This is a genomic window from Paracoccus albicereus, assembly GCF_024359525.1.
Classification (GTDB): Bacteria; Pseudomonadota; Alphaproteobacteria; order Rhodobacterales; family Rhodobacteraceae; genus Paracoccus; species Paracoccus albicereus.
On the sequence record NZ_JAKZEU010000001.1, the window covers coordinates 562,059 to 584,067 of the forward strand.

20 protein-coding genes are annotated in these 22,009 nt (G+C 62.9%); 3 read left to right on the top strand and 17 right to left on the bottom strand.

Translation table 11 applies throughout. The annotated features are described in order from the left end of the window. Window positions 1-16 precede the first annotated feature (16 nt). Genes MLD63_RS02820 through MLD63_RS02835 form a run of 4 tightly spaced genes read right to left on the bottom strand, consistent with a single transcriptional unit; the run spans window position 17 to window position 4,351 of the window. Entirely contained in the window at window positions 17-988 is a 972-nt protein-coding gene (locus MLD63_RS02820) for a 2-hydroxyacid dehydrogenase (protein ID WP_255328317.1), read from the bottom strand. 9 nt (window positions 989-997) lie between these two features. Further along, window positions 998-1,879 (bottom strand): succinate--CoA ligase subunit alpha, encoded by an 882-nt coding sequence (sucD, locus tag MLD63_RS02825; RefSeq protein WP_255328319.1) that lies wholly within the window; start codon window positions 1,877-1,879, stop codon window positions 998-1,000. Then, complete coding sequence (locus MLD63_RS02830; RefSeq protein WP_255328320.1) at window positions 1,879-3,078, bottom strand: malate--CoA ligase subunit beta; 1,200 nt, start codon at window positions 3,076-3,078, stop codon at window positions 1,879-1,881. Before MLD63_RS02830 ends, sucD begins: the two co-directional genes overlap by 1 nt. A gap of 25 nt (window positions 3,079-3,103) precedes the next feature. Further along, window positions 3,104-4,351 carry a pyridoxal-phosphate-dependent aminotransferase family protein gene (locus MLD63_RS02835; RefSeq protein WP_255328321.1) on the bottom strand — a complete coding sequence of 416 codons (1,248 nt, stop codon included), beginning with the start codon at window positions 4,349-4,351 and terminating at the stop codon, window positions 3,104-3,106. A gap of 229 nt (window positions 4,352-4,580) precedes the next feature. Between MLD63_RS02835 and MLD63_RS02840 the strand changes: the two genes are divergently transcribed. Further along, on the top strand, window positions 4,581-5,183 hold the full coding sequence (locus tag MLD63_RS02840) for a response regulator transcription factor (RefSeq protein ID WP_255328500.1): 603 nt from the start codon (window positions 4,581-4,583) through the stop codon (window positions 5,181-5,183). Window positions 5,184-5,288: 105 nt separating this feature from the next. Next, window positions 5,289-6,263 (top strand): HpcH/HpaI aldolase/citrate lyase family protein, encoded by a 975-nt coding sequence (locus MLD63_RS02845; protein WP_255328322.1) that lies wholly within the window; start codon window positions 5,289-5,291, stop codon window positions 6,261-6,263. 13 nt (window positions 6,264-6,276) lie between these two features. Here the strand turns inward: MLD63_RS02845 and xrtE are convergent, their stop codons facing one another. The 4 genes from xrtE to MLD63_RS02865 form a co-directional block, all read right to left on the bottom strand. Next, window positions 6,277-7,902, bottom strand: a complete 1,626-nt coding sequence (xrtE, locus tag MLD63_RS02850; RefSeq protein WP_255328323.1) for an exosortase E/protease, VPEID-CTERM system — start codon at window positions 7,900-7,902, stop codon at window positions 6,277-6,279. A gap of 79 nt (window positions 7,903-7,981) precedes the next feature. After that, window positions 7,982-8,083, bottom strand: coding sequence for a VPEID-CTERM sorting domain-containing protein (locus MLD63_RS02855; RefSeq protein ID WP_255328324.1), 102 nt, complete (start codon window positions 8,081-8,083; stop codon window positions 7,982-7,984). 244 nt (window positions 8,084-8,327) lie between these two features. Continuing rightward, window positions 8,328-11,144 (bottom strand): SdrD B-like domain-containing protein, encoded by a 2,817-nt coding sequence (locus tag MLD63_RS02860; RefSeq protein ID WP_255328325.1) that lies wholly within the window; start codon window positions 11,142-11,144, stop codon window positions 8,328-8,330. Window positions 11,145-11,566: 422 nt separating this feature from the next. After that, window positions 11,567-12,295 carry a transporter substrate-binding domain-containing protein gene (locus MLD63_RS02865; RefSeq protein WP_255328326.1) on the bottom strand — a complete coding sequence of 243 codons (729 nt, stop codon included), beginning with the start codon at window positions 12,293-12,295 and terminating at the stop codon, window positions 11,567-11,569. Between the two features lie 172 nt (window positions 12,296-12,467). Between MLD63_RS02865 and MLD63_RS02870 the strand changes: the two genes are divergently transcribed. Continuing rightward, window positions 12,468-12,866, top strand: a complete 399-nt coding sequence (locus MLD63_RS02870) for a DUF2177 family protein (RefSeq protein ID WP_255328327.1) — start codon at window positions 12,468-12,470, stop codon at window positions 12,864-12,866. Between the two features lie 4 nt (window positions 12,867-12,870). Here MLD63_RS02870 and MLD63_RS02875 read toward each other — a convergent pair whose 3' ends face one another. The 9 genes from MLD63_RS02875 to MLD63_RS02915 form a co-directional block, all read right to left on the bottom strand. Continuing rightward, window positions 12,871-14,403, bottom strand: a complete 1,533-nt coding sequence (locus MLD63_RS02875; protein WP_255328328.1) for a cryptochrome/photolyase family protein — start codon at window positions 14,401-14,403, stop codon at window positions 12,871-12,873. 10 nt (window positions 14,404-14,413) lie between these two features. After that, the gene (locus MLD63_RS02880; protein ID WP_255328329.1) at window positions 14,414-14,971 is read right to left on the bottom strand and encodes a glutathione peroxidase; all 558 of its coding nucleotides are present in this window, start codon (window positions 14,969-14,971) and stop codon (window positions 14,414-14,416) included. Between the two features lie 10 nt (window positions 14,972-14,981). Then, window positions 14,982-15,728: an SDR family NAD(P)-dependent oxidoreductase gene (locus MLD63_RS02885; protein WP_255328330.1), complete on the bottom strand. Its 747-nt coding sequence runs from the start codon at window positions 15,726-15,728 to the stop codon at window positions 14,982-14,984. After that, window positions 15,721-16,509 carry a DUF1365 domain-containing protein gene (locus tag MLD63_RS02890; protein ID WP_255328331.1) on the bottom strand — a complete coding sequence of 263 codons (789 nt, stop codon included), beginning with the start codon at window positions 16,507-16,509 and terminating at the stop codon, window positions 15,721-15,723. Before MLD63_RS02890 ends, MLD63_RS02885 begins: the two co-directional genes overlap by 8 nt. Beyond that, window positions 16,506-17,798 (bottom strand): NAD(P)/FAD-dependent oxidoreductase, encoded by a 1,293-nt coding sequence (locus MLD63_RS02895; RefSeq protein WP_255328332.1) that lies wholly within the window; start codon window positions 17,796-17,798, stop codon window positions 16,506-16,508. Before MLD63_RS02895 ends, MLD63_RS02890 begins: the two co-directional genes overlap by 4 nt. A gap of 110 nt (window positions 17,799-17,908) precedes the next feature. Then, on the bottom strand, window positions 17,909-18,922 hold the full coding sequence (locus MLD63_RS02900) for a LacI family DNA-binding transcriptional regulator (RefSeq protein WP_255328333.1): 1,014 nt from the start codon (window positions 18,920-18,922) through the stop codon (window positions 17,909-17,911). After that, window positions 18,922-20,091, bottom strand: a complete 1,170-nt coding sequence (locus MLD63_RS02905) for a dihydrodipicolinate synthase family protein (protein ID WP_255328334.1) — start codon at window positions 20,089-20,091, stop codon at window positions 18,922-18,924. Before MLD63_RS02905 ends, MLD63_RS02900 begins: the two co-directional genes overlap by 1 nt. Further along, window positions 20,085-20,411, bottom strand: coding sequence for a Dabb family protein (locus tag MLD63_RS02910; protein ID WP_255328335.1), 327 nt, complete (start codon window positions 20,409-20,411; stop codon window positions 20,085-20,087). The genes MLD63_RS02905 and MLD63_RS02910 overlap by 7 nt, the downstream gene beginning before the upstream one ends. A 1-nt stretch (window position 20,412) precedes the next feature. After that, window positions 20,413-22,008, bottom strand: a complete 1,596-nt coding sequence (locus MLD63_RS02915) for a GMC family oxidoreductase (RefSeq protein ID WP_255328336.1) — start codon at window positions 22,006-22,008, stop codon at window positions 20,413-20,415. Between the last annotated feature and the right edge of the window lies 1 nt (window position 22,009).

Here is a 22,009-nt window from a genome sequence, read left to right on the forward strand (position 1 = left end):
GAACCGGTCTGTCCCATCAGTTGACCCGATCGCGCGGTTCGCGGCCCTCGAAGAAGTCGCGCAGGTTCTGTAGCACGCGAAAGCCCATCGCCTCGCGTGCCTCGGCCGTGGCGCTGCCCAGATGCGGCAACATGACCAGATTCTCGCAGCCCGCCAGCGCCGGATGAATTTCCGGCTCGCCATCGAATACGTCGAGACCAGCGCCGCCGATTGTCTCGAACCACAGCGCGCGGGCCAGCGCGGCTTCGTCCACGACCTCGCCCCGTGCGGTGTTGATCAGGAAGGCGCCCGGCCGCATCAGGTCCAGCCGCCGCGCGTCGATCAGATGCCGGTTCTCGCGCCCGCCGGGACAATGCAGGGACACGAAGTCGCATTGCGGCAGCAGATCGTCGATGCTGCCTATCTGCGTCGCGCCACATTCAGCCAGCACATCGGGCGTAACCTTGCTGCGGTTGTAGCACAGGATGGTCATGCCGAAGCCGTGGTGTGCACGACGCGCCATCTGCTGGCCGATCCGGCCGTAGCCGATGATCCCGAGGGTCTTGCCCGACACCTTGGTCCCCACCAGATGCGTCGGTCGCCAGCCCCCCCAGCGACCGGCGCGCAACTCGCGTTCGCCTTCGCCGGTGCGGCGGGCGGTCATCAGCAGCAGCGTCATCGCCAGATCGGCGGTGCATTCGCTGAGCACGTCGGGCGTGTTCGTCACCACGATCCCGTGCTGACCGGCGCTCGCCATGTCGATATGGCTGTAGCCGACGCCGTAATTGGCGAGGATCTTGGCCTGCGGCCGCGCAAGTTCCAGAGTGGCCGCGCCGATCCGGTCGGTGACGGTCGGCAGGACAGCGTCATAGTGCTGGATCGCCTGCCGCAGGCTGATCTGATCGAGCGGCCTGTCCGAACTGTTCAGATCGGCATCGAACAGATCGGCGAGCTGAGCCTCGACCGCGCGCGGCCAGCGGCGGGTCACGAGTATCCGGGGTTTTGCCATGGCACGCTCCTAATGCATCACGCGGGCGATGGTCTCGCCAATGGACGCCGGATTCTCGGCGACGGTCACCCCTGCCGCGGACAGGATCTCGACCTTCTCGCTGGCGCTTTCGCCGAAGGCCGAAATGATCGCGCCCGCATGGCCCATCGTGCGACCTTTCGGCGCGGTCAGGCCGGCGACATAGGCGACGACGGGTTTCGTGACATGATCGCGGATGAAATCCGCGGCCTCGGCCTCTTGCGGGCCGCCGATCTCGCCGATCATGCAAATGATGTGGGTGTCATCGTCGTCCTGGAAATGCTGCATGATGTCCTTGAAGGAAGACCCGTTGATCGGATCGCCCCCGATGCCGACGCTGGTCGATACGCCGATGCCGCGTTCCTTCAGCTGCGCCGCGGCCTCATAGCCCAGGGTGCCCGAGCGGCCGATGATGCCCACATGTCCCTGAAGGTAGATGTGGCCCGGCATGATCCCCAGCATCGCCTTGCCGGGACTGATCGTGCCTGCGCAGTTCGGGCCGGTCAGGACCATCCGCCGCTCTTTCGGGTAGCGGTACATGTAGCGCTTGACCCGGATCATGTCCTGAGCCGGGATGCCGTCGGTGATGCAGACGCAGTAGCGGATGCCTGCATCAGCGGCCTCCATGATGCCGTCGGCGGCTGCAGGGGGCGGCACGAAGACCAGCGTCGCCTCGGCGCCGGTCGCGGCGACCGCATCCTTGACGGTGTTGAAGACCGGCACGCCCTCGACCGTCTCGCCGCCTTTGCCCGGAACGACGCCGCCGACGACGTTGGTGCCGTACTGGATCATCTCCTTGGTGTGAAACCGGGCCATCTTGCCAGTGATGCCCTGGACGATGACCTTGGTGTCGCGATCGATCAGGATGCTCATCAGACGGCCCTCAGCTTGGCTTGGTGGTGGCTGACATCGCTTTTCCAGGCGGCGACGACACGCTCGGCCGCTTCGTTCAGCGTCGCGGCACGGATCAGGGGCAGCCCGCTTTCGGCGAGGATTTTCTGCCCTTCCTCGACATTCGTCCCCGCAAGGCGCACCACGACCGGCACATCGACGGGATTTTCACGCAAGGCCTGCACGACGCCTTCGGCAACCCAGTCACAGCGGTTGATGCCCGCGAAGATGTTGACCAACAGCGCCTGCACCTTCTCGTCGTACATCACCAGCCGCAGCGCCTTCGCGACCCGCTCGGGCGTGGCGCCGCCGCCGATGTCGAGGAAGTTCGCAGGCTCGCCTCCGGCCAGCTTGATCGTGTCCATCGTCGCCATCGCCAGACCGGCGCCGTTGACGATGCAGCCGATATGGCCGTCGAGGCCGACATAGTTCAGCCCGCGATCCGCCGCGCGCGATTCGCGCGGGTCTTCCTGCGACTTGTCGCGCAGTTCCGCGACCTGCGGATGCCGGAACAGCGCGTTGTCGTCGAAGGTCATCTTCGCGTCCAGCGCAAGGATGCGGTCGTCGCCGGTGATGACCAGCGGATTGATTTCGACCATCGTCGCGTCGAGTTCGCGGAAGGCGCGATAGCAACCGTTCAGCGTTCGCACCATCTGCTGGACCATGGCCGGTGCGATACCCATCGCGAAGGCGATCTCGCGGCACTGGAACTCCTGTAATCCGACAGCGGGTTCGACCGTTGCCCGGACGATGCTGTCGGGCTTCTGGGCCGAAATATCCTCGATCTCCATTCCGCCTTCGCCGCTGGCCACGATCATCACGCGCTGGCTGGCGCGGTCCAGCACGAGGCCCAGATAGATCTCGCGCTCGATCGGGACGGCCGCCTCGACGTAGACGCGGTAGATTCCCTTTCCTTCGGGGCCCGTCTGGTGCGTCACCAGCTTTTGTCCGAACATCTTTTCACTGGCGTCCTGGATCTCGACATCGCTGTCGCAAACCTTGACGCCGCCCGCCTTGCCGCGACCGCCCGCATGAACCTGAGCCTTCACGACCCAGCGATTTCCGCCCATTTCGCGCGCGCGGTAAGCCGCTTGCTCGGGGCTGTAGGCCAGCGCGCCCTGCGGAATGGCGACGCCAAAATTGCTGAGGATTTCCTTGGCCTGGTACTCGTGGATATCCATGTTTCCCCCCTTTTTCGGGCCCGTCCTATTCGGCAGCGACGGCGCGGTCGAAGTGACGGTCGAGCGTCGCGTGGACCGCTTCCATGTCGACCTCGGCGCCCATGCGACTCAGCGCTGCGCCAAAGCGGGTGACGATGTCGATAATGTTGCGGCGGCTAAGCAGGTTCAGGATGCCGATGCGAACCTGCACCGGCTCTGACAGCGTCGGCCAGATGCCGAAGCCTTCGGCGCGGCAGCCCTGGACCAGTTCGGCTTCTCGACCGGCCAGCGTCTCGGGAAGGTTCAAGACCACCAGCGAGGTCATGTTCGACGTCACCTTGCACCCCATTGCGGTCAGCGCCTCGCGCAGCGCAGCCTCGTGGAAGGCATAATTGCGGGCGCGGTGCGGCACGGTTTCCTGCAGCGTGATCCGCAAGGCTTCGTGGAAGGCGGCGATTGCATAGGCGCTGTGGGTGCGGTGATAGGTCGGCTTTTCGACATCCTTGCCGTCGATGATGCCCCAGTGCCTCGCCTCAAGGATCGGATTGTGGACAAAGGTCCGGCAGCCGGTCTGCCGCAATGTCGCAATATAGCGGTCGGTGAACGAGACGGGCGCATAGGTGAGGGGCAGGCAGCAGATACCCTTCTGAGGACAGGACGCCCAACCGTGAACGCCGGAGAAGTCGTCGATGCGAAAGTTCTCGACCCCGAGCGACGACACCGCATCGACAAGACCCATGACGTCATGACGCTCGCATGCGTCGGAAAAACCCTTGATGTCGTTGACCCGGCCCGAACCGGTTTCCGAATGGGCCATCGCGGCCCATTTCGGTTTGTGTTCGGCCAGGGCCGCGTCGACGACTTCGGCGCTGATCGATTCGCCGTGCGGGATGGTTACGATGGTGACCGACGCGGGTTTCGGATCCAGCGGGTCCGCGGCGAGTTCCTCGGCCGTCGCGGCCTTCATCCGCACCGTCAGTCCGTCGATGCCCGAGAACGTCCCGTTCACGAACATGACGACCTTGTCGCCCGGCATGACTGCGCTGAACATCGCGTCCAGTCCGCTCCACCCGGTGCCGGCGACGCCGAACGTATGGATGTTGGTGGTTCCCATCACCGACCGCAGCATCGCCTTGCATTCCAGCATTCCGCGCAGCACGTCGGCTTGCATGTGATCCGCGATCCCGGCGCTTGCAAAACGATCAAGGACGCGAGCATCGGTGTTGCCCGGCCCCGGGCCCGCGGCCAGAGTGGCAGGGATCTCGAGTTGCGGAAAGATCACGATCTTGCTCATTGCGGCGCATCCTTGAAACGAAATTACCCGCTGAATGAACAATCACTCGACTTCTACCGCAACCGCCGTTAATCCTGCTTCCTGGTATCTATTCGGGTGGGGAAAAACCTATCCACCTGGGTAAGAATGCGATGGTATACCTGCTTGTCCCTAGCCGAATGGGTAGGGGCCAGCCCGCAGGGAGAGCGAATTGCAGACATCGACTTCCGCGCGAGAGAAGATTTCGGTCATACTTGCCTGCAGCAACCCCCTTGTTCTCTCAGCCATGTCGGGGGTGTTCGAGCGCGACGCCCGCTTCTCGCTGATCGCGACGTCCGCGACGGCCGAAGGCTTCCTCGCCACCGTCATGCGGGTGCCGGCGCAGGTGGGGATCATCGACTGGGATCTGCCGATCCTGGGTGGTGCGCGTCTTCTGGAAGTGCTGCGCGAGCAGCACAGCGCGCCTCGGGTTGTCGTCTACGCCGATCAGGGCAGCGCAGCGCACCGTGCCGCGATGAGTGCGGGTGCTGCGGGGTTTGTCGCCCGCAACGGTCCGGTCGAAGCGCTGCTGAACACGTGCGTCTCGGTTGCCGAAGGCAAGATGGTGTTCCCCTATCTTGACGTGCGCGATCTGCAACAGGACCCGATACACACGCTGTCCCGCCGTGAGCGGACGATGCTTGAAGCGTTGTCCAAGGGTCTAAGCAATCGCGAATTGGCAGTCGAACTCGGCATTTCCACTAACACCGTCAAATTCCACCTGTCCAACCTTTACGATAAGCTGGCGGTCCGAAATCGGGCGCAGGCCATCGCCTTCTATTATTCCAGTCGGTTGCCCGGGAGTATCGAGTAAAGCAGGATCAGCGTAATTTTACGACCTTTAGATTGATTGACACGAAACATTATTTCTTTCCTGCATAGGGGCGACAGACCTTCCCATTTGCAGGAGACATCGACGATGAGCTTCCACTCGATCGAGCAGGCGCCAGCCCGCCTCAACCGCAGCGAACTGGCCGTGCCTGGAAGTCAGCCCCAGATGTTTCAAAAGGCAGCGGAATCTGCCGCCGATGTTATCTTCCTTGATCTTGAGGACGCGGTCGCCCCTGACGAAAAGGAAGGCGCGCGCAAGAACATCATCAAGGCCTTGAACGAGATCGACTGGGGCAAGAAGACGATGTCGATTCGGATCAACGGGCTCGACACGCATTACATGTATCGCGATGTCGTCGATGTCGTCGAACAGGCCGGCGAGCGCCTGGACCTGATCATGATCCCCAAGGTGGGGACGGCGGCCGACGTTTATGCCGTGGATATGATGGTGACGCAGATCGAGGATGCGAAGGGCTTCGGCAAACGCATCGGGTTCGAGCACATCATCGAAACCGCGCTGGGAATGCAGAACGTCAGCGCCATCGCTGCCGCCTCGAAGCGCAACGAAAGCCTGCATTTCGGTGTCGCGGATTATGCCGCCAGCACGCGCGCGCGGACCACGGTGATCGGCGGCGTGAACGAGCATTATGCGGTGCTGACCGACCCTGATTCAGTCGGCGAACGTAACGTCCACTGGGGCGACATGTGGCATTACGCCCTATCACGCATGGTCGTCGCCACGCGTGCCAACGGCCTTAGACCCATCGACGGACCGTTCGGAGATTTCTCTGATCCCGACGGGTTCAAGGCAGCTGCGTACCGCGCCGCGGTTCTTGGCTGCGAGGGCAAATGGGCCATCCACCCCAGCCAGATCGCCTTGGCCAACGAGGTCATGAGCCCGTCGGCGGCCGAAATCGAAAAGGCCGAGCGCATCCTCAAGGCGATGGCCGAGGCTGAAGCGGCAGGCAAAGGTGCCGTATCTCTGGATGGACGCCTGATCGATTACGCGTCGATCCGACAGGCCGAGGTCATGGTCCAGAAAGCACGCCAGATCGCCGCGTGACGCTTCTTGTGCGTCAGATGATCGCAAGGTTTCCGGTCAGGATCGCCGCGGCAAAGACGATCAGGTTCGCGATTGCGTGGGCTGCCACGGCGTCAGCGATCCGGCCTGATCGACGTGCGACCCACGAGAAAAGCAGTCCGGCGATCAGGGCCTCGGCCCAACGATCATGCAGGGCCGCGAAGAAGCCTGCGGTCACCACCGCTGCCAGGATCACGCGCCAGAGCGGCGCAGGTTCATCTGGCGCAGCCCCTCTGATCCGGCTTTCAAGGTAGTCGCGAAAGAACAGTTCTTCGACCAGCGGGACGAGAAGAACGGTCCCGATGCCGCGAAACACCAGCCATAGAAGCACGAGACCGCCGCTTAGCGCGCCGTAGGGTGGCGCTTCGGCGGCCTGAACAGGGATCGCGACCCACAATGCACCGACTGCCGCCCCGACGATCCACGACAGGGGTGACACGCGGCGTAGTTGTGCAATCGTGGGCCGGATGGCGGGCCAGACAAGCGCGACGGCCGCTGCGAGCAGAAGCACCCGGATCGGGTAGAACAGCGCCGGGTTCTGGCTGATCGCGGGCGCCACGACTGCGGTGAGCATGAAGACGGCGAACGGAAGAATCCGCCCCGCGACGGGGTCTTGCCGCAGCGGCGGAAGCGGTCGTGAAGCCGCCGCCGTCACCGGGTGCCGGTTGAACCAGCCGATCCCGCGTGCGGCGGCGATCAGCCCGAGCGCTACGGCGGTGAACATGACCCAGCCCGCGTGACTGTGGAACCCGCCGACGGCCAGTTCGGGCTGCCCCTCAATCCCGATGATCAGCAGGACCGAGATTCGCACCACATTCAGCGCGGCGCTGGTGGCGATGCCCACTGGATACAAAAGCAGCGCGCGCGGAAAGCGAAGTTCAGTGCGGAAGAGCCATAGGTAGAGGCTGACGAAGATCGTGACCAGCGCGATGCCTTCGATCCCTGAACAGACTGGCGCCACCGAGATGACGAAGTCACCCTGGCCGATATGCTTCAGCACGGGATCGGCGACGATGTCATAACCCATCGCGTCGACAAGCCAGGTCACCGCACGGAAGGTCGCGTCCGCAATCGTGCCGAGTTGCCACAGCGGTTGCAGACTGACCGCAAGAACAGGGGCGAGCGCGCCTGCGGCCAGAACGACGAGAAGCGTGACCCCTGCGCGCGAGAGAAATGCGCGCCACCGCCGCAGCGGCGCGAGCCATCCTGCCAATCCGCCGAGGATCAGCGTCATCCCGATTGCCCAGCAGGCGAAGGCCGGCCCCATCATCGCGGCGCCTTGACCCTGCTGCATGAACAGCAGCGGTGCCATTGCCAAAGCGAAACCGATGACGTTGAAACCAAGCGGTCGAGCGTCGCGTCCTGCCTCGGCCAGCAGGTCACGGAACAGGGTCGGGCGAAGCAGCGCGTAAAGCCCAAGCACCGCGATCACACAGTACAGCGCGGCGAGCGACCGACTGGCGGAACGGCAGGCGCCCGCGGGCCAGTTGTCGAGGCATCGGAAGTCGATCCCGTGCTTGAAGGTGATGCCGATGACGGCGAATTCCGCCGCAAGCAGGATCGCGGCCAACGCAAGCGGGCGCAGGCGCGGTCGGCTGGACATGGCAGTGGCATCGGTCATGCGGGTGTGATTCAGATAGCTCAAAAGATGATCAGGCCCGCCTTGAGCGGGCCTGTCAGGTCGCATCATGGTCGCAAGCTCAGTGAGCGCGGCGACGACGCTCCCAGGTCAGAAGCACGATGGCGGCCAGCGCGGCGATGGCGGCGGTGCCTTCCAGCGCGCTGATTTCGGGAACGGCCACCGGGCAGTTAGACTGGTTCAATCCGTCGCAATCACCAGCCGCGAATGCAGCATTTGCCACAAACGACGACAATGTAGCAGTCAGGCCAGCAAGAGTAATTTTCTTCATCGCTATAGCTCCATGAACATGCGGGTGTCCAAGTCCCGCGTACAAGACAAGCATGTGCACGCACATGCCCATTTCGATCCTTGGACGACCGAAATTTAGGTGTGGCGGCACAAACTAATGCATCGCCACAGAGCGATTATGCGCAGAGGCAATCCTGAGCCAGAGCATGCCAGTCGATACCGAGGATGATCGGCTGCTCGGTCGGCAGAGCATCAGGCAGAACCGGATCAAAGATCACGCCAACTATATCGCCTTCACCCGCTTCGAAACCGTCTCCATTCGCCAGCGCCATGTCGTAGATCTCACGCGCATTGGCTGTGGTGCCGTAGGCTGGAAAATTCTCGTTCACGAATACCAGATCGTCGGTGAGCCCCCAGATAGCCCCCTGAATTTCAGCCTCGGTATAAGTTCCGCCAGTACCATCGCCGTTATCCATAGCGCTGAAGTCCTGGTTCAGGATCCAGTTGACCATGTCCAGGTTCTGCGGATTAGCGACTGTGCCCGCCGGGATGGAGTCCGCATCAGCCAGATAGATTTTCGCAAGGAAGGGCGTATCTATCTGAAGGAAGTCATAGCCAGCGACGCAATAGGCAATGTCGAAACTCTGGCCATCGAAACGATCATCCCCGGTGCCGGTAACGACCGCATTATAGAACGTGTCACCAACACGATCACGAGACACAGTGAGCAAACCGCTTTCCGGCAGGCTGGCCGCAATCGTGTCCAGCGTATTCTTCGCGCCGCAGAAGCTCATGTCGAGCTTCGCCGTGTCGATCCCGCCGTTGCCGTCCGAGATCGTGTAGCTGTAGCTGGCCGAGACCTTCTGGCCGATCTCGAGATCGGCGTAGGCCGAGGCGCCGTCGATGACCAGCTTGCCGCCGACCAGCGAGATCGACACGCCGTTCACGTCGACCGTGCCGCCCTCGACGATCGACTGACCGGCGACCGAGGTGATGGTCAGCGTGTCGCCGTCGGCGTCGGTATCGTTGGCCAGCACGTCCACAGTCTTGGCCGTATCGGCGCAGGTCTTTGCGGCGTCATCCTTGGCATCGGGAGCCTTGTTTTCGGCCACGACCCCGGCATCGACGGTCTTATTGGTCTCGCCGATCGCAAGCGTCACGATGCCGGTCTTGCCGGTCGTCGCATTCGCATCGCTGTCGAAAGCGTCGTTACCCACATTGGCGGTGGTGAAGTCGAAACCGTCCGCTTCCATGAAGCCGACGACATAGCTGCCGGCATCGAGGTTGTGGAACATGTACTTGCCGTTCGCGTCGGTCGTCGTGGTGGCCAGCACCGTCACGCCGTCCGCAGCATAAAGCGTCACGCCCACGCCAGCGAGACCGACTTCGCCCGCATCCTGCACGCCGTTCTTGTTGGCGTCGATGAAGACGAAATCGCCCAGCTTCGCGATTCCCGGATCGACCAGGCCTGCATCCACGTCCTTCGTGGTCTGGCCCGCGACGACGGTGTAGTTGCCGGTCTGACCGGTGGTCACGTTGGCGTCGCTGTCGATCGTGTCGTCGTTGCCGACGTTCTGGTTCGTCAACACGCGGCCGTTCACCGTTGTCGGGAAAACGACCTTGTAGCTGCCGGCGTCGAGGCCGGTGAACGCATAGCTTCCGTCAGCCTTGGTCAGCGTGGTTCCCACCACGACGCCCGCTGCGGTCAGCAGTTGGACGGTGACGCCCTGAACGCCCGTCTCGCCGTTGTCGATCCCGTCCTTGTTGGCATCGATGAAGACGCGGCCTTCCAGCGCGCCGGGCTGCGGCTCGGGTTCTGCCGGGCACAGCTTGATCTTGTCGATGATCGCGCCTTCGGCGCAGCTGCCATAGCCTTTCAGCGTGATGACATCGCCCTTGTCGATGTCGAGGCCTTCCAGCGACAGCGTCTTCCAGCCGCAATCGTCGTTCAGCCGGACCGACCCGACTTCCTCGCCGTTGACGAAGATCTTGATCAGACCGTCACCCGACCCGTCCCAGTAGCGCAGCGTCATGTCATATTCGCCACTGACGCCGCCGAACTTGGTCTGGATGTAGCCGCTGCTCGACCCCCACCACGACGCGTTCAGTGCGACATATTCGCCGCCCGACGCGCTCGAGGCGCATTTGACGCTGTAGCCGCAAAGCTGCATGTCCTCGGCTTCGATCACGACGCAGGTCGGCTTTTCGTCCACGTCCTTGACGCAGATCGAGAGTTCCTTGTTGGTCACCCCGCCCTTGCCGTCGCTGACCGCGACGATGACCTTGTAGACATTATTGCCGTCGGCATCCTTCGGCGCCTCGTAGTCGGGCGCGGTCTTGAAGCTCAGTTCACCCGTCTTCTCGTCGATCTGGAAGACCGCGCTGTCAGCGCCGCCGGTGATCGAGTAGCTCAGCGCGTCGCAATCGGCGTCCTTCGCATCGAGGTCGATGACCAGCTTGGTGTTCTCGTCGACGCAGAACATTCCATCCGACGGCACGTTGGTGAAATGCGGCGGCGTGTTTGGCGGAACCTTGTCGCCCGCACCGAGGCACGAATAGTCGATCCACGACCCCGAGACTTCGCAGGTGCCCCGCGAGGTCAGGACAGTGCCGGCCGGGGGCTGCGCACCGTAGAACGTCAGGTAGTTCGAGCCGGCGCCGGGCGCGTCGTGCCCTTCGATTGCGATCTCGATCAGGTAATAAGTCTTGCCATCAGACCCCTGCAGGACGTGATAACGCTCTGCGTACATCTTGCAGCCGACGCGGCAATCGTTGACCGATGCGTCCTGACCGTATTGATCGGCGGAATAGGTGTTGGACCACCAGGTGCTGGTGCCGCCAGACAGGGTGGAGTCATTGTCATAAGTCGACATGCTGACCGACGGCGTCTTCATCGTGAAGCTGTCGCCATAGCTGAAATTCGAGTCACCCGATTTCAGCAGGTCCGATTCCTTGAAGGCAGTCCACTCGTACTTTTTGTAATAGTAACTCATTACAACATTCCCAATCTCGCAAGGGCACAGGTTCGCGAGCGGTTCGTCGGGATGGATGGCCACAGGGGATCGGAGCGCAAACAGCGCTCGCGACGTCATCCCGGATCAGAAAAGCTGTCCCCCGACACTTTCCGCCTCACGGAAAAGCGATATCGCTAAACTTGTAACGATTCCACGAAAATTCCGTGGCTTGCGCCAGATTATGTCGCAAACGACCGTGTTTCCTGAGGTTTTCGCGGTTTGGCCTCCGGCAAAAAGTCGCTCTCCACGTCGGCGATTCTCCGCCGACGCGAGGCATAGCGATTTCACTCAATTCTGAGTTGTATGCGCAAGCGAATCACTGATTCGCAAAGACCCATCTGGGCGCGCGCGAAAATCCCGGTTTCTGATCCGAATTACTCTTTCGCAAAACCGTAACGGCATCAGTTGGGGATAACTGCGCAATTCCGGGACACGCCGTGAGTTTCCAGAATGTCGCCGACCAGACCGGAGCGTGCGGCGTGGGTCAGGAACCTCCGCAGATGCTCTGCAGCGGCGGGGCGTCCGCGCGGCACCGCCATGGCTTGCCGGATCTCCATGAAGGGCGGGGTCAGGACACGCGTCCGCGGTCGGTCTTCCGCCTCTCGATGCATGACCGTGCCGATCCCCGCGACCGCTGAGACATCTCTCCTTTCGAAAGCCGCAAGCATCAGGTGGATATCGTCAAACAGGACGATATTTTCCGCGCCGGGCAGACGCTCCAGCGTCAGGGTGTAGGCGCTTCCGGTGACGGAGCCGACCTTCACCCCAGATCGCACAAGGTCCGTCGCGTCGACAGCAGGACAATCCGACGAAGCCAGGTAACAGCCATCGATGCGGACATAGGGCTGCGAGAAATCGATCGTTTCCGAGCGCTTGGGATCGACAGCCAGAAAGCAGACGTCCCAGGCGTTGTCTTGGGCTGATGCGGAAACGTCGACCGCCCTGTCGTATTCCACGAAGCGAAGCGGCAGGCCAAGATCCTTTGCCAGTGCATGCGCAAGATCGACGCTAATCCCGACGGGATGGCCCGAATCGTCGCGGCCGACCAGCACGCGGTTGCCGTGGTTCAGCGCGACGCGAAGAACGCCAGTCGGGGCAAAGATTGGCGCAAGGGTCTCAGGTGTCGTCATGGCGCCCGTCCTTTGGAAAGCTGAGCCGGCTGTCGAACATGAAAGCGGCGCGTTCTCCCTAGGCCTGTGGGAAGGGCGCGGCAATCAGCAAGCGCGCCGTCAGTCGATGCGCTCGACGAACTCAACCGGCTGTTGCGGCGTTGCAGACTCAGGCATCAGCGGCGGGGACGTCATGCAGACCATTATCCTCTATATCTCGACGGCGATCATTTTTCTCGGGATCGACGCGGTCGGCATCAGCACGATCATCCGCCCGATCTTCGAGCGTCACATCGGCGATCTGCTGGCGGAGCCCTTCCGCATGGCACCGGCGGGCTTGTTCTATGCTGCGTACGTCATGGGTGTCCTCTACTTCGTATCACTCCCGGCACTGGCCAAAGATGCGCCGACAAGCGCGCTGATCAATGGCGTCCTGTTGGGGCTGATGTGCTATGGCACCTATGAATTCACCAACCTCGCCACGCTGCGGGACTGGTCCTATCAGCAGGTGGTGGTCGACACGATCTGGGGTGGGGCGCTGACCGGCTTTTCGGCCTGGGCAGGGGTCATGGTGACGCGCTGGCTGACGTAAGCGTTCAGCCCGAATAAGGATTCAGCGCGGCCATGTGGTCGGAAGCAGCCTTCCGAAGCGCCCTTTGTTCATCCTTGGGTTTCCGCCGCCAGTTGTTCACGATCATGCTCATCCGGTTGTTGCGCGACAGCCTGTCCTCGTGTCGCGCGATGAAATTCCAATAAAGGGCGTTCCACGGGCAGGCGTCCTCGCCTGTGCGCTTCTTGGGATCGTACCGGCACGATTTGCAGTAATCCGACATGCGGTCGACATACGCCGCACTTGCTGCATAGGGCTTCGTTCCCAGAAGCCCGTCGTCGGCGAATTGCGACATACCCACCGTGTTCGGCAATTCGACCCATTCATAGGCATCGGCGTAAACGCCCAGATACCAGCGGTGAACCTCGACGGGGTCAGCGCCTATCAGCAGCGCGTAGGTCCCGGTGATCATCAGGCGCTGGATATGATGGGCGTAAGCGGTCTCGATCGTCTGGCCGACAACCTCGGCCAGGCAATTCATGTCCGTCTTGGCAGTCCAGTAGAAGTCAGGGAGCGGCCGTTCGGCGCCCAGCGCGTTCGAGCCCGCGTAGTCCGGCATCTTCAGCCAATAGACACCGCGGACATATTCGCGCCAGCCGATGATCTGGCGAATGAACCCTTCGACGGCGTTCAACGGGGCGCGTCCGGCCTTCCACTTCGCCTCGGCGCGCTGGCAAAGGTCGAGCGGGTCCAGAAGACCGAGGTTGAGATAGGGCGACAGGATCGAGTGGTACATCCACGGCCGTCCCACCAGCATCGCATCCTGAAACGTGCCGAAATCCGGCAGAGCGTCGCGCAGAAAGACGTCGCGCGCCCTTTCGGCGGCTTCGTGCGTCACCTGCCAGCAGAAGGGCCGCAGCGCACCGTAATTGTCGGGAAAGCGCGTTTCGACCATGTCCAACACCTCGGTGGTTATCGGATCGTCGGCGCCCGCAGGATGGTCAGGCATGAACAGGCTGTCCTTGGGCGGCTTGCGATTTTCCGCATCGAAATTCCAGCGCCCTTCGACCGGCTCATCGCCGTCCATCAGCAGCCCCGTCTTGCGACGCATGGTGCGGTAGAAGGTTTCCATCAGCAGGGTCTGTCGACCGTCCGCCCAGGTCGCGAATTCATGGCGGCTGCACAGGAACCGTTCGTCTTCGCGGATCAGCACGGGAACGCCAAGGCGATCCTCCCAGTCCTGCATCGTATCCCATAGCCGCCACTCGCCCGGCTCGGTCACGATTACCATCTCGGGCTTGTGCTTCGCGATTGCCTCGGCAAGCGCGGTTTCCAGATCGGGCACGCCGTCGGGAAGCTTGCGGTAATCGACGCTCCACCCCCGATCTTCCATGTCCTGGGCGAAATGGCGCATGGCGGAAAAGACCAGGGCCAGCTTCTGCTTGTGATGGTCGGCGTAAGTCGCCTCGGCATCGACCTCGGCCATGAGGATGACGTCATGCGCCTTCTCGCCGCCTTTCAACGACGAGATCGTGGGCGATAGTTGGTCGCCGAGGATCAGGACAAGGCGGCGCGTCACGGCTGCGGTGTCACGAGCGCGGCAGCAGTGGTTCGACCTTGGACAGGATCGCGTCCGAGCCGGGCTTGGTCATCGACCCCCAGGTCGCGACGATGTTTCCGTCCGGCCCCAGCAGGATTTTGTTGAAGTTCCACCCGGGCTGGAAGCCGCTCTGTTCTTTCACCCAGGCATAGAACGGATGTGCGTCCTTGCCCTTCACGTGCAGGATGTCGGTCATCGGCAGGGTGATGCCGTACTGGAGGGTGCAGAACTCCTTGACCTTCTTGGCGTCGTCCAGTTCCTGCGCGAAATCGTCGGACGGCACTGCGACCACGACCAGACCTTTCGGCGCATGGCTTTCGTATAGCGCCTGCATGTCCTCAAGCTGAGGCGTAAAGCCGCAGAGCGAGGCGGTGTTTACGACCAGTGCGGGTTTGCCGCGCCATTCAGCGCTGTCGATCGTACTGCCGTCGATGCCGGGAAAGGTGAAGGTGGGCGCGGGTCCGGCGGCTTCGGCGATGCGAGGCCGGCGAAGGGTGATCGCGCTGCCAAGCGCCATCATCAGGGCAGTGAAGACACGGCGTTTCATCGGCGTACTCCTATGTGACCAGCCGGCGCGTCAGCCGCATCGCCAGCCAATAGGGCATGGTGCGCAACAGCTTCAGCGACAGTGTCAGGCGGCGGGGAAAATGGATTTCGAAACCGCTTGCATCGAGACCCTTGGAAATGGCCTTGGCAGCCTCTTCGGGCTCGATGATTGCGGGCATCTTGAAGTCATTCTTCCGGGTCAGGCGCGTGTCGACGAAGCCGGGCGATATCAGGCGCACGTCGACATCGGGGGCAAGCTCAGCGCGCAGCGATTCCGCCAGATTGATCACGCCAGCCTTCGTCGCCGAATAGATCTGCCCTTGGGGAAGGCCGATATAACCCGAGACCGAGCCGGTCAGGGCGAGTTGCCCGCCCTTGCGTAGCAACGGCACGGCCGTGCGGGCAAAATTGAAGGTGCCCGTCACGTTCACGGTAACGATCTGTCCGGCGGTTTCTGTGTCGATCGCCATGACCTTGCCTGGATCGTACAGCGCGGCAAGCGTGACGGCGCGGTCCAGTTCGCCGCCTTCGCGGATCTGGTCGGCCGCCGTCGTCAGGCTGGACAGGTCGGCCACATCGGCGGGAATGATCTCAGCGCCGCCGATCTGTTCCGCGAGCGACCGAAGCGGTCCTTCCGATCGCGCCGACAGGACAAGGCGGTGTCCCTGGCTTGCCCATTCGTGGGCCAGGGCGGCGCCGATCCCTTCGGACGCACCCATGATCCAGATGCGCTTGGACACTCCTCGGCTTTCAGTCATCACGGTTTCCCGTCGAATACGCGTCCGACCGTGCGGTCAGCAGCTGTGGCGGCTTGGGACGGTAACGAACGCCATGCATTTTCAGTTTCAGCGCGTGCCAATGGATCAGGCTTATGACCCGCAACGGCTGCACGGGCTGGCGCAGGGCGGCCGCGCGCAGGTTGGCCCGGGTCAGCGGACGCGCCGGTCCCGCCATCGATGTGCCGAGCCGGACGGTGCCGTCGACCCCGGTCCAATCGACCCATGCACCGAACCGATCCGGTCCCGGGTCGAACCGGAACTGATATTGCCCGGATCGGGGCAGGAAGGGTGAGACGTGGAACAGTTTTTTGCCTTGAAACCGGTCAGAGGGTGCGATCACGCGATTGTCCGGGTGCCGGCACAGATAAAGGTGACGCTCTCCGAAGGTATTCGACACCTCTGCCAGCACAGCGCGCAGTCCTTCATCGTCGCGCGCAAGCCAGAAGCTGACCGGATTGAAGCCGTAGCCCGATCCGCGCGGCATCGTGACCAGCGTCACGCGACAATGGGGCAGACCATGAGGATCCAGAATATCGGCGATGAAATCGGTCAGCGGCGCGCCGTCACCATGGCCATAATCCCGCCGCCTGATCGACCATAAACCGCGCCGGTCGGGTTTCAGTGGCAGATCACCCGCTTCCAGCCTGTCGAGCGGCAGCGCGGCATAAGTCGCGCGATAACGGAACTGGCGGGCAAGATCACCGGAACGGCCATGCCAGATGGCCGCCTCGATCAACGCGCCGTCCCACAGATCGGTCATGACGCCATCGCGCCGCGCGGCGCGACCCAAGGGTCCGGTCCAAGCGGCCAGTCCAGGCCAAGCGACTGCGCCACCCTCAAGGCGGACAGCAGCCCGTCTTCGTGGAAACCGTAGCGCGTCCATGCGCCGGCATAGTGGACGCCGCCGCGCCCCTGGATTTCGGGCAGCCGTGACTGCGCAGCGATTGCCGCCGCATCGAAGCGCGGATGGTCGAGCCATGCCTCGTCATGCACGTGCTGCGGCTCGGTTTCGGGATTCAGGGTGACGATCAGCGGCCGTTCGGTTTTCAGGCTTTGAAGACGGTTCATCCAGTAGGACAGGCTGATCGGCCTGTCTGTCGCTGGCATGTCACCGTTCGTGACATAGTTCCACGAAGCCCAGGCCGAGCGTCGGCGCGGCATCAGCGTCTCGTCCGAGTGCAGCACCATCCGGTTGGGCTGAGTTTGCAGCGCACCGAGGATCGCACGCTCGTCGCCATCGGGTAGATCGAGCAGCGCCAAGGCCTGAGGCGCATGGGTGGCGAAAACAACCCGATTGAAGCTTTCTGCACCACGTGGGCTGTGAACGGTGATGCCGTCGCGTCCGCGCCGAACTGATTGCACGGGGCAGCCAATGCGCAACTCGCCCGATAAGCGGCGTATGATTGCCTCAACATACGTGCGCGATCCGCCCTGCACCGTCAGCCATTGGGGCTGGCCGTTGACAGCCAGCAAGCCATGATTGTCAAAGAACCGCACGAAGGTGCCGGCCGGAAAGTCCAACATTTCTGCCGTGGGCGTTGACCAAATCGCACCCGAGATCGGCAGCAGGAAGCGGTCGCGAAACTCGTCGCCCAATCGCAGCGCCGAAATCAGATCACCGATGCTTCCGTCGTGGCCGCTATGATCCGGGGCTTCTCGCATGAAGCGCAGGATGTCGCGGATCAGCCGCCAATGGCCGGCATCTACCAGGCACATCGGCTGGGCGAACATCGCCCGGGTGGAGAAGGTCCCGTATTCATAGCTACCGCCGCCGAAGCTGGCCGAAAAAGACATGTCGCTGGGGATGAGCGGCACGCCAAGGTGATCCATCAGCGGCACGAACAAGGGATAGGTGCGCCGGTTGCAGACGATGAAGCCGGTATCGACGTTCACCCCCTCGGCCTCGACCGTGCGGGAATGCCCGCCGGGACGTTTTTCAGCCTCGAAGACGACGATGTCATGGTGCGGATCCAGGAGCCACGCCGTCCCCAGTCCGGATATCCCGGTGTCGATGATCGCGACGCGCTGTCGTGTCTGCTTCTGTCTCAATCCCGTATCCCGTCGCTGAGCCTTACCGCCCAAGGTTTTTTTCGCATCAGAGCGCGGGCGTTGTCATCACTCACGAACGAGACATGGGATCGGATGCATCACGTAGATGTCTAATCGTGTCGGGGCGCACTCGAGGCACGGACGATCAGGTCCACGGGCTGACGCCGGACGGGCGCGGGCGGCGTGCCACCGTCCAGCCAGCTCAGAAGGGCTGCGGCGGTATCCGTGGCAAAGCGTCCGATGTCGCAGGCCACCGAACTGAGCGGCGGCCAGACCTGGGCGCTTTCCTCGATCGCATCGAAACCGACCAGTCTGAAGTCGCGTCCCGGCCGGATGTCGCGTCGCGTGAATTCGGTCATCATGCCAAGCGCGGTCAGGTCGTTGAAGCAGATGGCAGCATCGACGTCTGGATGGTCATCCAGCAGTCGTCCGGCCAGTTCCGCGCCGGACAGACGCGATGGACGACCGAACAGAGTAAGCGGCGTCATACCGGCACGGGCGGTCTCCTCGACATAGCCGCGCATCCTCTCGGCCGTGATCGGTCGACCCTCCAGTCCGCCGACGAACGCGATGCGGCGTGACCCCGTCTGGATCAGGTGACGGGCAGCCTGCGCGCTGCCTTCGGCGTAATCGAAGGAAGAAAAGGGCACCGTCCCTGTATCGGCAAAGACCTGGCGCAAAACCTGCAATGTCGGGATTCCTGCGCGTTCAATCCGCGCGAACGAGGTATCGGTGTCGCCGTAGGCGGGTGAAATGACCATCGCCGCGACGCCATGTTCGATCATCGACTGCACGATCCGGTCCTGCCGCCCGGCATCTTCGCCTGAATCCGAAATCACCGTCGCGAACCCCCTCGCGAAAAGCGCGGTCTGGAAGCTGGCCGCGAATTCCGTGAAGAAGGGGTTGCGCAGGTCGTTGATGATCAGCCCGATCAGGCCTGTGCTGCTGGAACGCAGGTTGGCTGCAGCGCGGTTATAGACATAGCCCGTCGCCTCAATCGCTCGCCGCACGACTTCCGCCGTCTCTGGCCGGATCTGCGGGCTTTTCTGCAGCACCAGCGACACGGTGGATTTGGAGACACCTGCGTGACGCGCAACATCCAGGATTGTCGGTCTGCGCGCCATCAGCCGGGCTCGATCCCGTGGACAGCAAGAAGCTGGCTCATCCGCCGCGTCGCAAGGTCCGGGTCCGTCAGCAGTCGCGCGGAATCGGCCAGGCGAAACACCTCGGCGTAGTGCGTGATCTCGCGCGAGGATTGGAAGCCGTCCGGCATGATGAAATGCGATTGCGCGCCATTCAGCCAGGCAAGGAAGGCGATCCCCGCCTTGTAGAACCGTGTCGGAGCCTTGAAGATCTCTCGTGACAACGGAACAGTCGGCGCGAGAAGCGCGTGATAGGTCTCGCGGTCGTCTACTGCCAACGCTTCCAGCGCTTGCGCGGCGGCTGGGGCGATAGCCGCGAATGCGCCGAGCAGAGCGTGGGAATGCCGCGACCCGTCACCCTCGATCAGCGCCGCATAGTTGAAGTCGTCACCTGTATAAAGCCGCACGCCCTCGGGCAGGCGCGCACGGAACGCTTCTTCATGGGACTGATCGAGCAGGGAAATCTTGATGCCGTCCACCTTGTCGCGGTTGGCCTCGATGATCGCGAGCACCGCGTCCGAGGCAGCGGCGATGTCCACGCTGCCCCAGTATCCGGTCAGCGCCGGATCGAACATGTCGCCCAGCCAGTGGAGGATCACCTTATCCTGCGCCCGGCCCAGCAGGCGATCGTAGACGCGGGCGTAGGCATCGGCATCAGCGCCGATGGCAGGCAGGGCGCGCGTGGCCATCAGGATGATCTGGCCGCCCGCGGCTTCGATCGCTTCCATCTGTTCCTCGTAGGCGGCAATGATCGAGGCCTCGTCCTTCAGCGCGTCCGGCGTTCGGCTGTCGGTGCCGGCCCCGCAGGCGACATGCGGCTTCAGCGGGTGCGCCTTGGCTTCAACCATGGTGCGCTGGATCAACTCCTTCGCGGTCAGCCAATCGACGCCCATCCCTCGCTGGGCGGTGTCCATCGCCTCTGCCAGACCCAGCCCCTGATCCCACAGCCACTGGCGGAAACGCAGCGTGTTGTCCCAATCGACCGACGGGCGCCCGACCCAGGGATCGCGCTCGGCCAGAGGATCGCTGACCACATGGGCGGCGGCAAACGCCGTGCGCGTCAGCGGCAAGCGCGGCGCGCGGGGCACCAGGGGATCACCCTTGGGCGCATACGGCTGCAGTGCGCCCTCATAGGTCGGCAGGATCAGCATGGGTCAACCCCTTCGACCGGCAGATCGAAAACCAGGATCCCATCCATGCCGCCTTCGGCTGCTGCCACGATCCGTGCGCCGACCTTCTTGTGTTCCGCGTGGTCCTGATAGGCCGCAAGTGCTTCCCAGCTTGCGAAATCGACCGTGAAACCGTGCATGAAGCCGCGTTCGATCTGTTCAGGACTTTCGCTGCGTCCAGCAAGAAATCGTCCCATGCCGGGCAGATGCTGCCCAACGGCGTCGAGGTCGGCGAAGATGGCGTCGATCACGTCCTGCCCGGTCTCGGGACGGAAGCGGATCAGAACAATATGACGAATCATGTCAGGCTCCGGTGTCGGTGCGGATCATGTCGGCGGCCTTTTCCGCGATCATGATCGTGGGCGCGTTGGTGTTCGAAGAAACGAGGCGGGGCATGACCGACGCATCGACGATGCGAAGACCCGCGATGCCGCGCAGCTTCAGACGCGGATCGAGGACGGCAGCCTCGTCGCCACCCATCCGGCAGGTGCCGGCAGGATGATGGTCGGTCTTGGCGTTCTTGCAGGCATATCGGACATAATCCTCATCGCTGCGAATATCCGGTCCAGGCAGAACCTCTCGCTTCACGAAAGGCTTCAGGGCGTCCTGACGCATGATCTTCTGCGCAAGCTTAAGGCCGCGGATCGACATCTCGCGGTCATGAGGGTCGGACCAGTAGTTCGGATCGATCAGCGGCGCCGCCTTCGGATCGGCGCTGGCGAGGCGGACGGTGCCGCGCGAACGCGGGCGCAGATAGGCCGAGTTCAGCGTGACCCCGCCGTTGGGCATCGCGGCAACCCCTGCCTCGATCCCCGAACCTAGACCCAGATGCAGCTGGATGTCGGGCGAACGTGCGTCGGGATCGGCGTACCAGAAACCCCCGGTCTCAAAGAGGCTTGAGGCGACCGGTCCCTTGCGGCTGACCAGATATTGCAGGCCTGCCACTGCCGACCAAAGCGGCTTGGCATAACGGTCGTAGGTGTGCGGCCCACTGCATTCGGCGATGACGAAAAGATCCAGATGATCCTGCAGGTTCGCGCCGACTTCGGGCTGGTCCAGCACCACGGGCAGGCCCAGATCACGCAGGTGGTCCGCAGGCCCGATGCCTGACAGCATCAGAAGTCGCGGGGAGCCGATGGCGCCTGCGGACAGCAGAACCTCGGCCCCCGCGTGCAGGATCTCGGTTCCGCTACCGGATGCGATCTCGATCCCCGTCGCGCGGCCTTCGTTCACGACGATGCGCAGAACCTGTACGCCCGACCGCACGGTCAGGTTCGGGCGCGAGCGCGCCGGATCAAGGAACGCTTTGGAGGTGGATGAGCGTTGGGCTGATCGCTGGGTCAGCTGGTAATAGCCGACGCCGTCCTGGCTTTCGCCTGCCATGTCGGCATTGAAGGGGATGCCCAACTGACCCGCGGCCTTGAAATAGGCCTCGCAGATCGGCAGCGGCGCGGCGGGGCGCGACACGCCCAATGGACCGCCCTTGCCGTGATAGCGGTCCGACAGGCTGTCGTTGTCCTCGGACTTGCGGAAATAGGGCAGGACGTCTTCGTAGGACCAACCCTCGCAGCCCATCTGCCGCCATTCGTCATAATCCTGCGCATTGCCGCGGGTGTAGATCTGCGCGTTGATGGACGAACCTCCACCCAGAACGCGTGCCTGGGTAAAGCGGATCACCATGTCCTGCATGTGTCGCTGCGGGACCGTGGACCAACCCCAACTTCCGATGCCTTTGGTCATCTTCGCGAAACCGGCCGGCATGGCATAGAACGGATGACGATCCCTGCCGCCCGCTTCCAGCAGAAGGACGCGGACGTCGGGGTTTTCCGACAATCGCGCGGCCAGCACGCAACCCGCGCTGCCACCTCCGGCGATGATGAAATCGTAGTCGTCTCGCATG

Excerpts from the sequence above, each read along its gene's own strand:
- MLD63_RS02910 (WP_255328335.1), bottom strand. The coding sequence starts at position 20,411 with ATGATTCGTCATATTGTTCTGATCCGCTTCCGTCCCGAGACCGGGCAG.
- MLD63_RS02915 (WP_255328336.1), bottom strand. The coding sequence starts at position 22,008 with ATGCGAGACGACTACGATTTCATCATCGCCGGAGGTGGCAGCGCGGGT.
- MLD63_RS02865 (WP_255328326.1), bottom strand. The coding sequence starts at position 12,295 with ATGACGACACCTGAGACCCTTGCGCCAATCTTTGCCCCGACTGGCGTT.
- MLD63_RS02820 (WP_255328317.1), bottom strand. The coding sequence starts at position 988 with ATGGCAAAACCCCGGATACTCGTGACCCGCCGCTGGCCGCGCGCGGTC.
- MLD63_RS02880 (WP_255328329.1), bottom strand. The coding sequence starts at position 14,971 with ATGAAACGCCGTGTCTTCACTGCCCTGATGATGGCGCTTGGCAGCGCG.
- sucD (WP_255328319.1), bottom strand. The coding sequence starts at position 1,879 with ATGAGCATCCTGATCGATCGCGACACCAAGGTCATCGTCCAGGGCATC.
- MLD63_RS02830 (WP_255328320.1), bottom strand. The coding sequence starts at position 3,078 with ATGGATATCCACGAGTACCAGGCCAAGGAAATCCTCAGCAATTTTGGC.
- MLD63_RS02905 (WP_255328334.1), bottom strand. The coding sequence starts at position 20,091 with ATGCTGATCCTGCCGACCTATGAGGGCGCACTGCAGCCGTATGCGCCC.
- xrtE (WP_255328323.1), bottom strand. The coding sequence starts at position 7,902 with ATGACCGATGCCACTGCCATGTCCAGCCGACCGCGCCTGCGCCCGCTT.
- MLD63_RS02885 (WP_255328330.1), bottom strand. The coding sequence starts at position 15,728 with ATGACTGAAAGCCGAGGAGTGTCCAAGCGCATCTGGATCATGGGTGCG.
- MLD63_RS02870 (WP_255328327.1), top strand. The coding sequence starts at position 12,468 with ATGCAGACCATTATCCTCTATATCTCGACGGCGATCATTTTTCTCGGG.
- MLD63_RS02890 (WP_255328331.1), bottom strand. The coding sequence starts at position 16,509 with ATGACCGATCTGTGGGACGGCGCGTTGATCGAGGCGGCCATCTGGCAT.
- MLD63_RS02835 (WP_255328321.1), bottom strand. The coding sequence starts at position 4,351 with ATGAGCAAGATCGTGATCTTTCCGCAACTCGAGATCCCTGCCACTCTG.
- MLD63_RS02900 (WP_255328333.1), bottom strand. The coding sequence starts at position 18,922 with ATGGCGCGCAGACCGACAATCCTGGATGTTGCGCGTCACGCAGGTGTC.
- MLD63_RS02860 (WP_255328325.1), bottom strand. The coding sequence starts at position 11,144 with ATGAGTTACTATTACAAAAAGTACGAGTGGACTGCCTTCAAGGAATCG.
- MLD63_RS02845 (WP_255328322.1), top strand. The coding sequence starts at position 5,289 with ATGAGCTTCCACTCGATCGAGCAGGCGCCAGCCCGCCTCAACCGCAGC.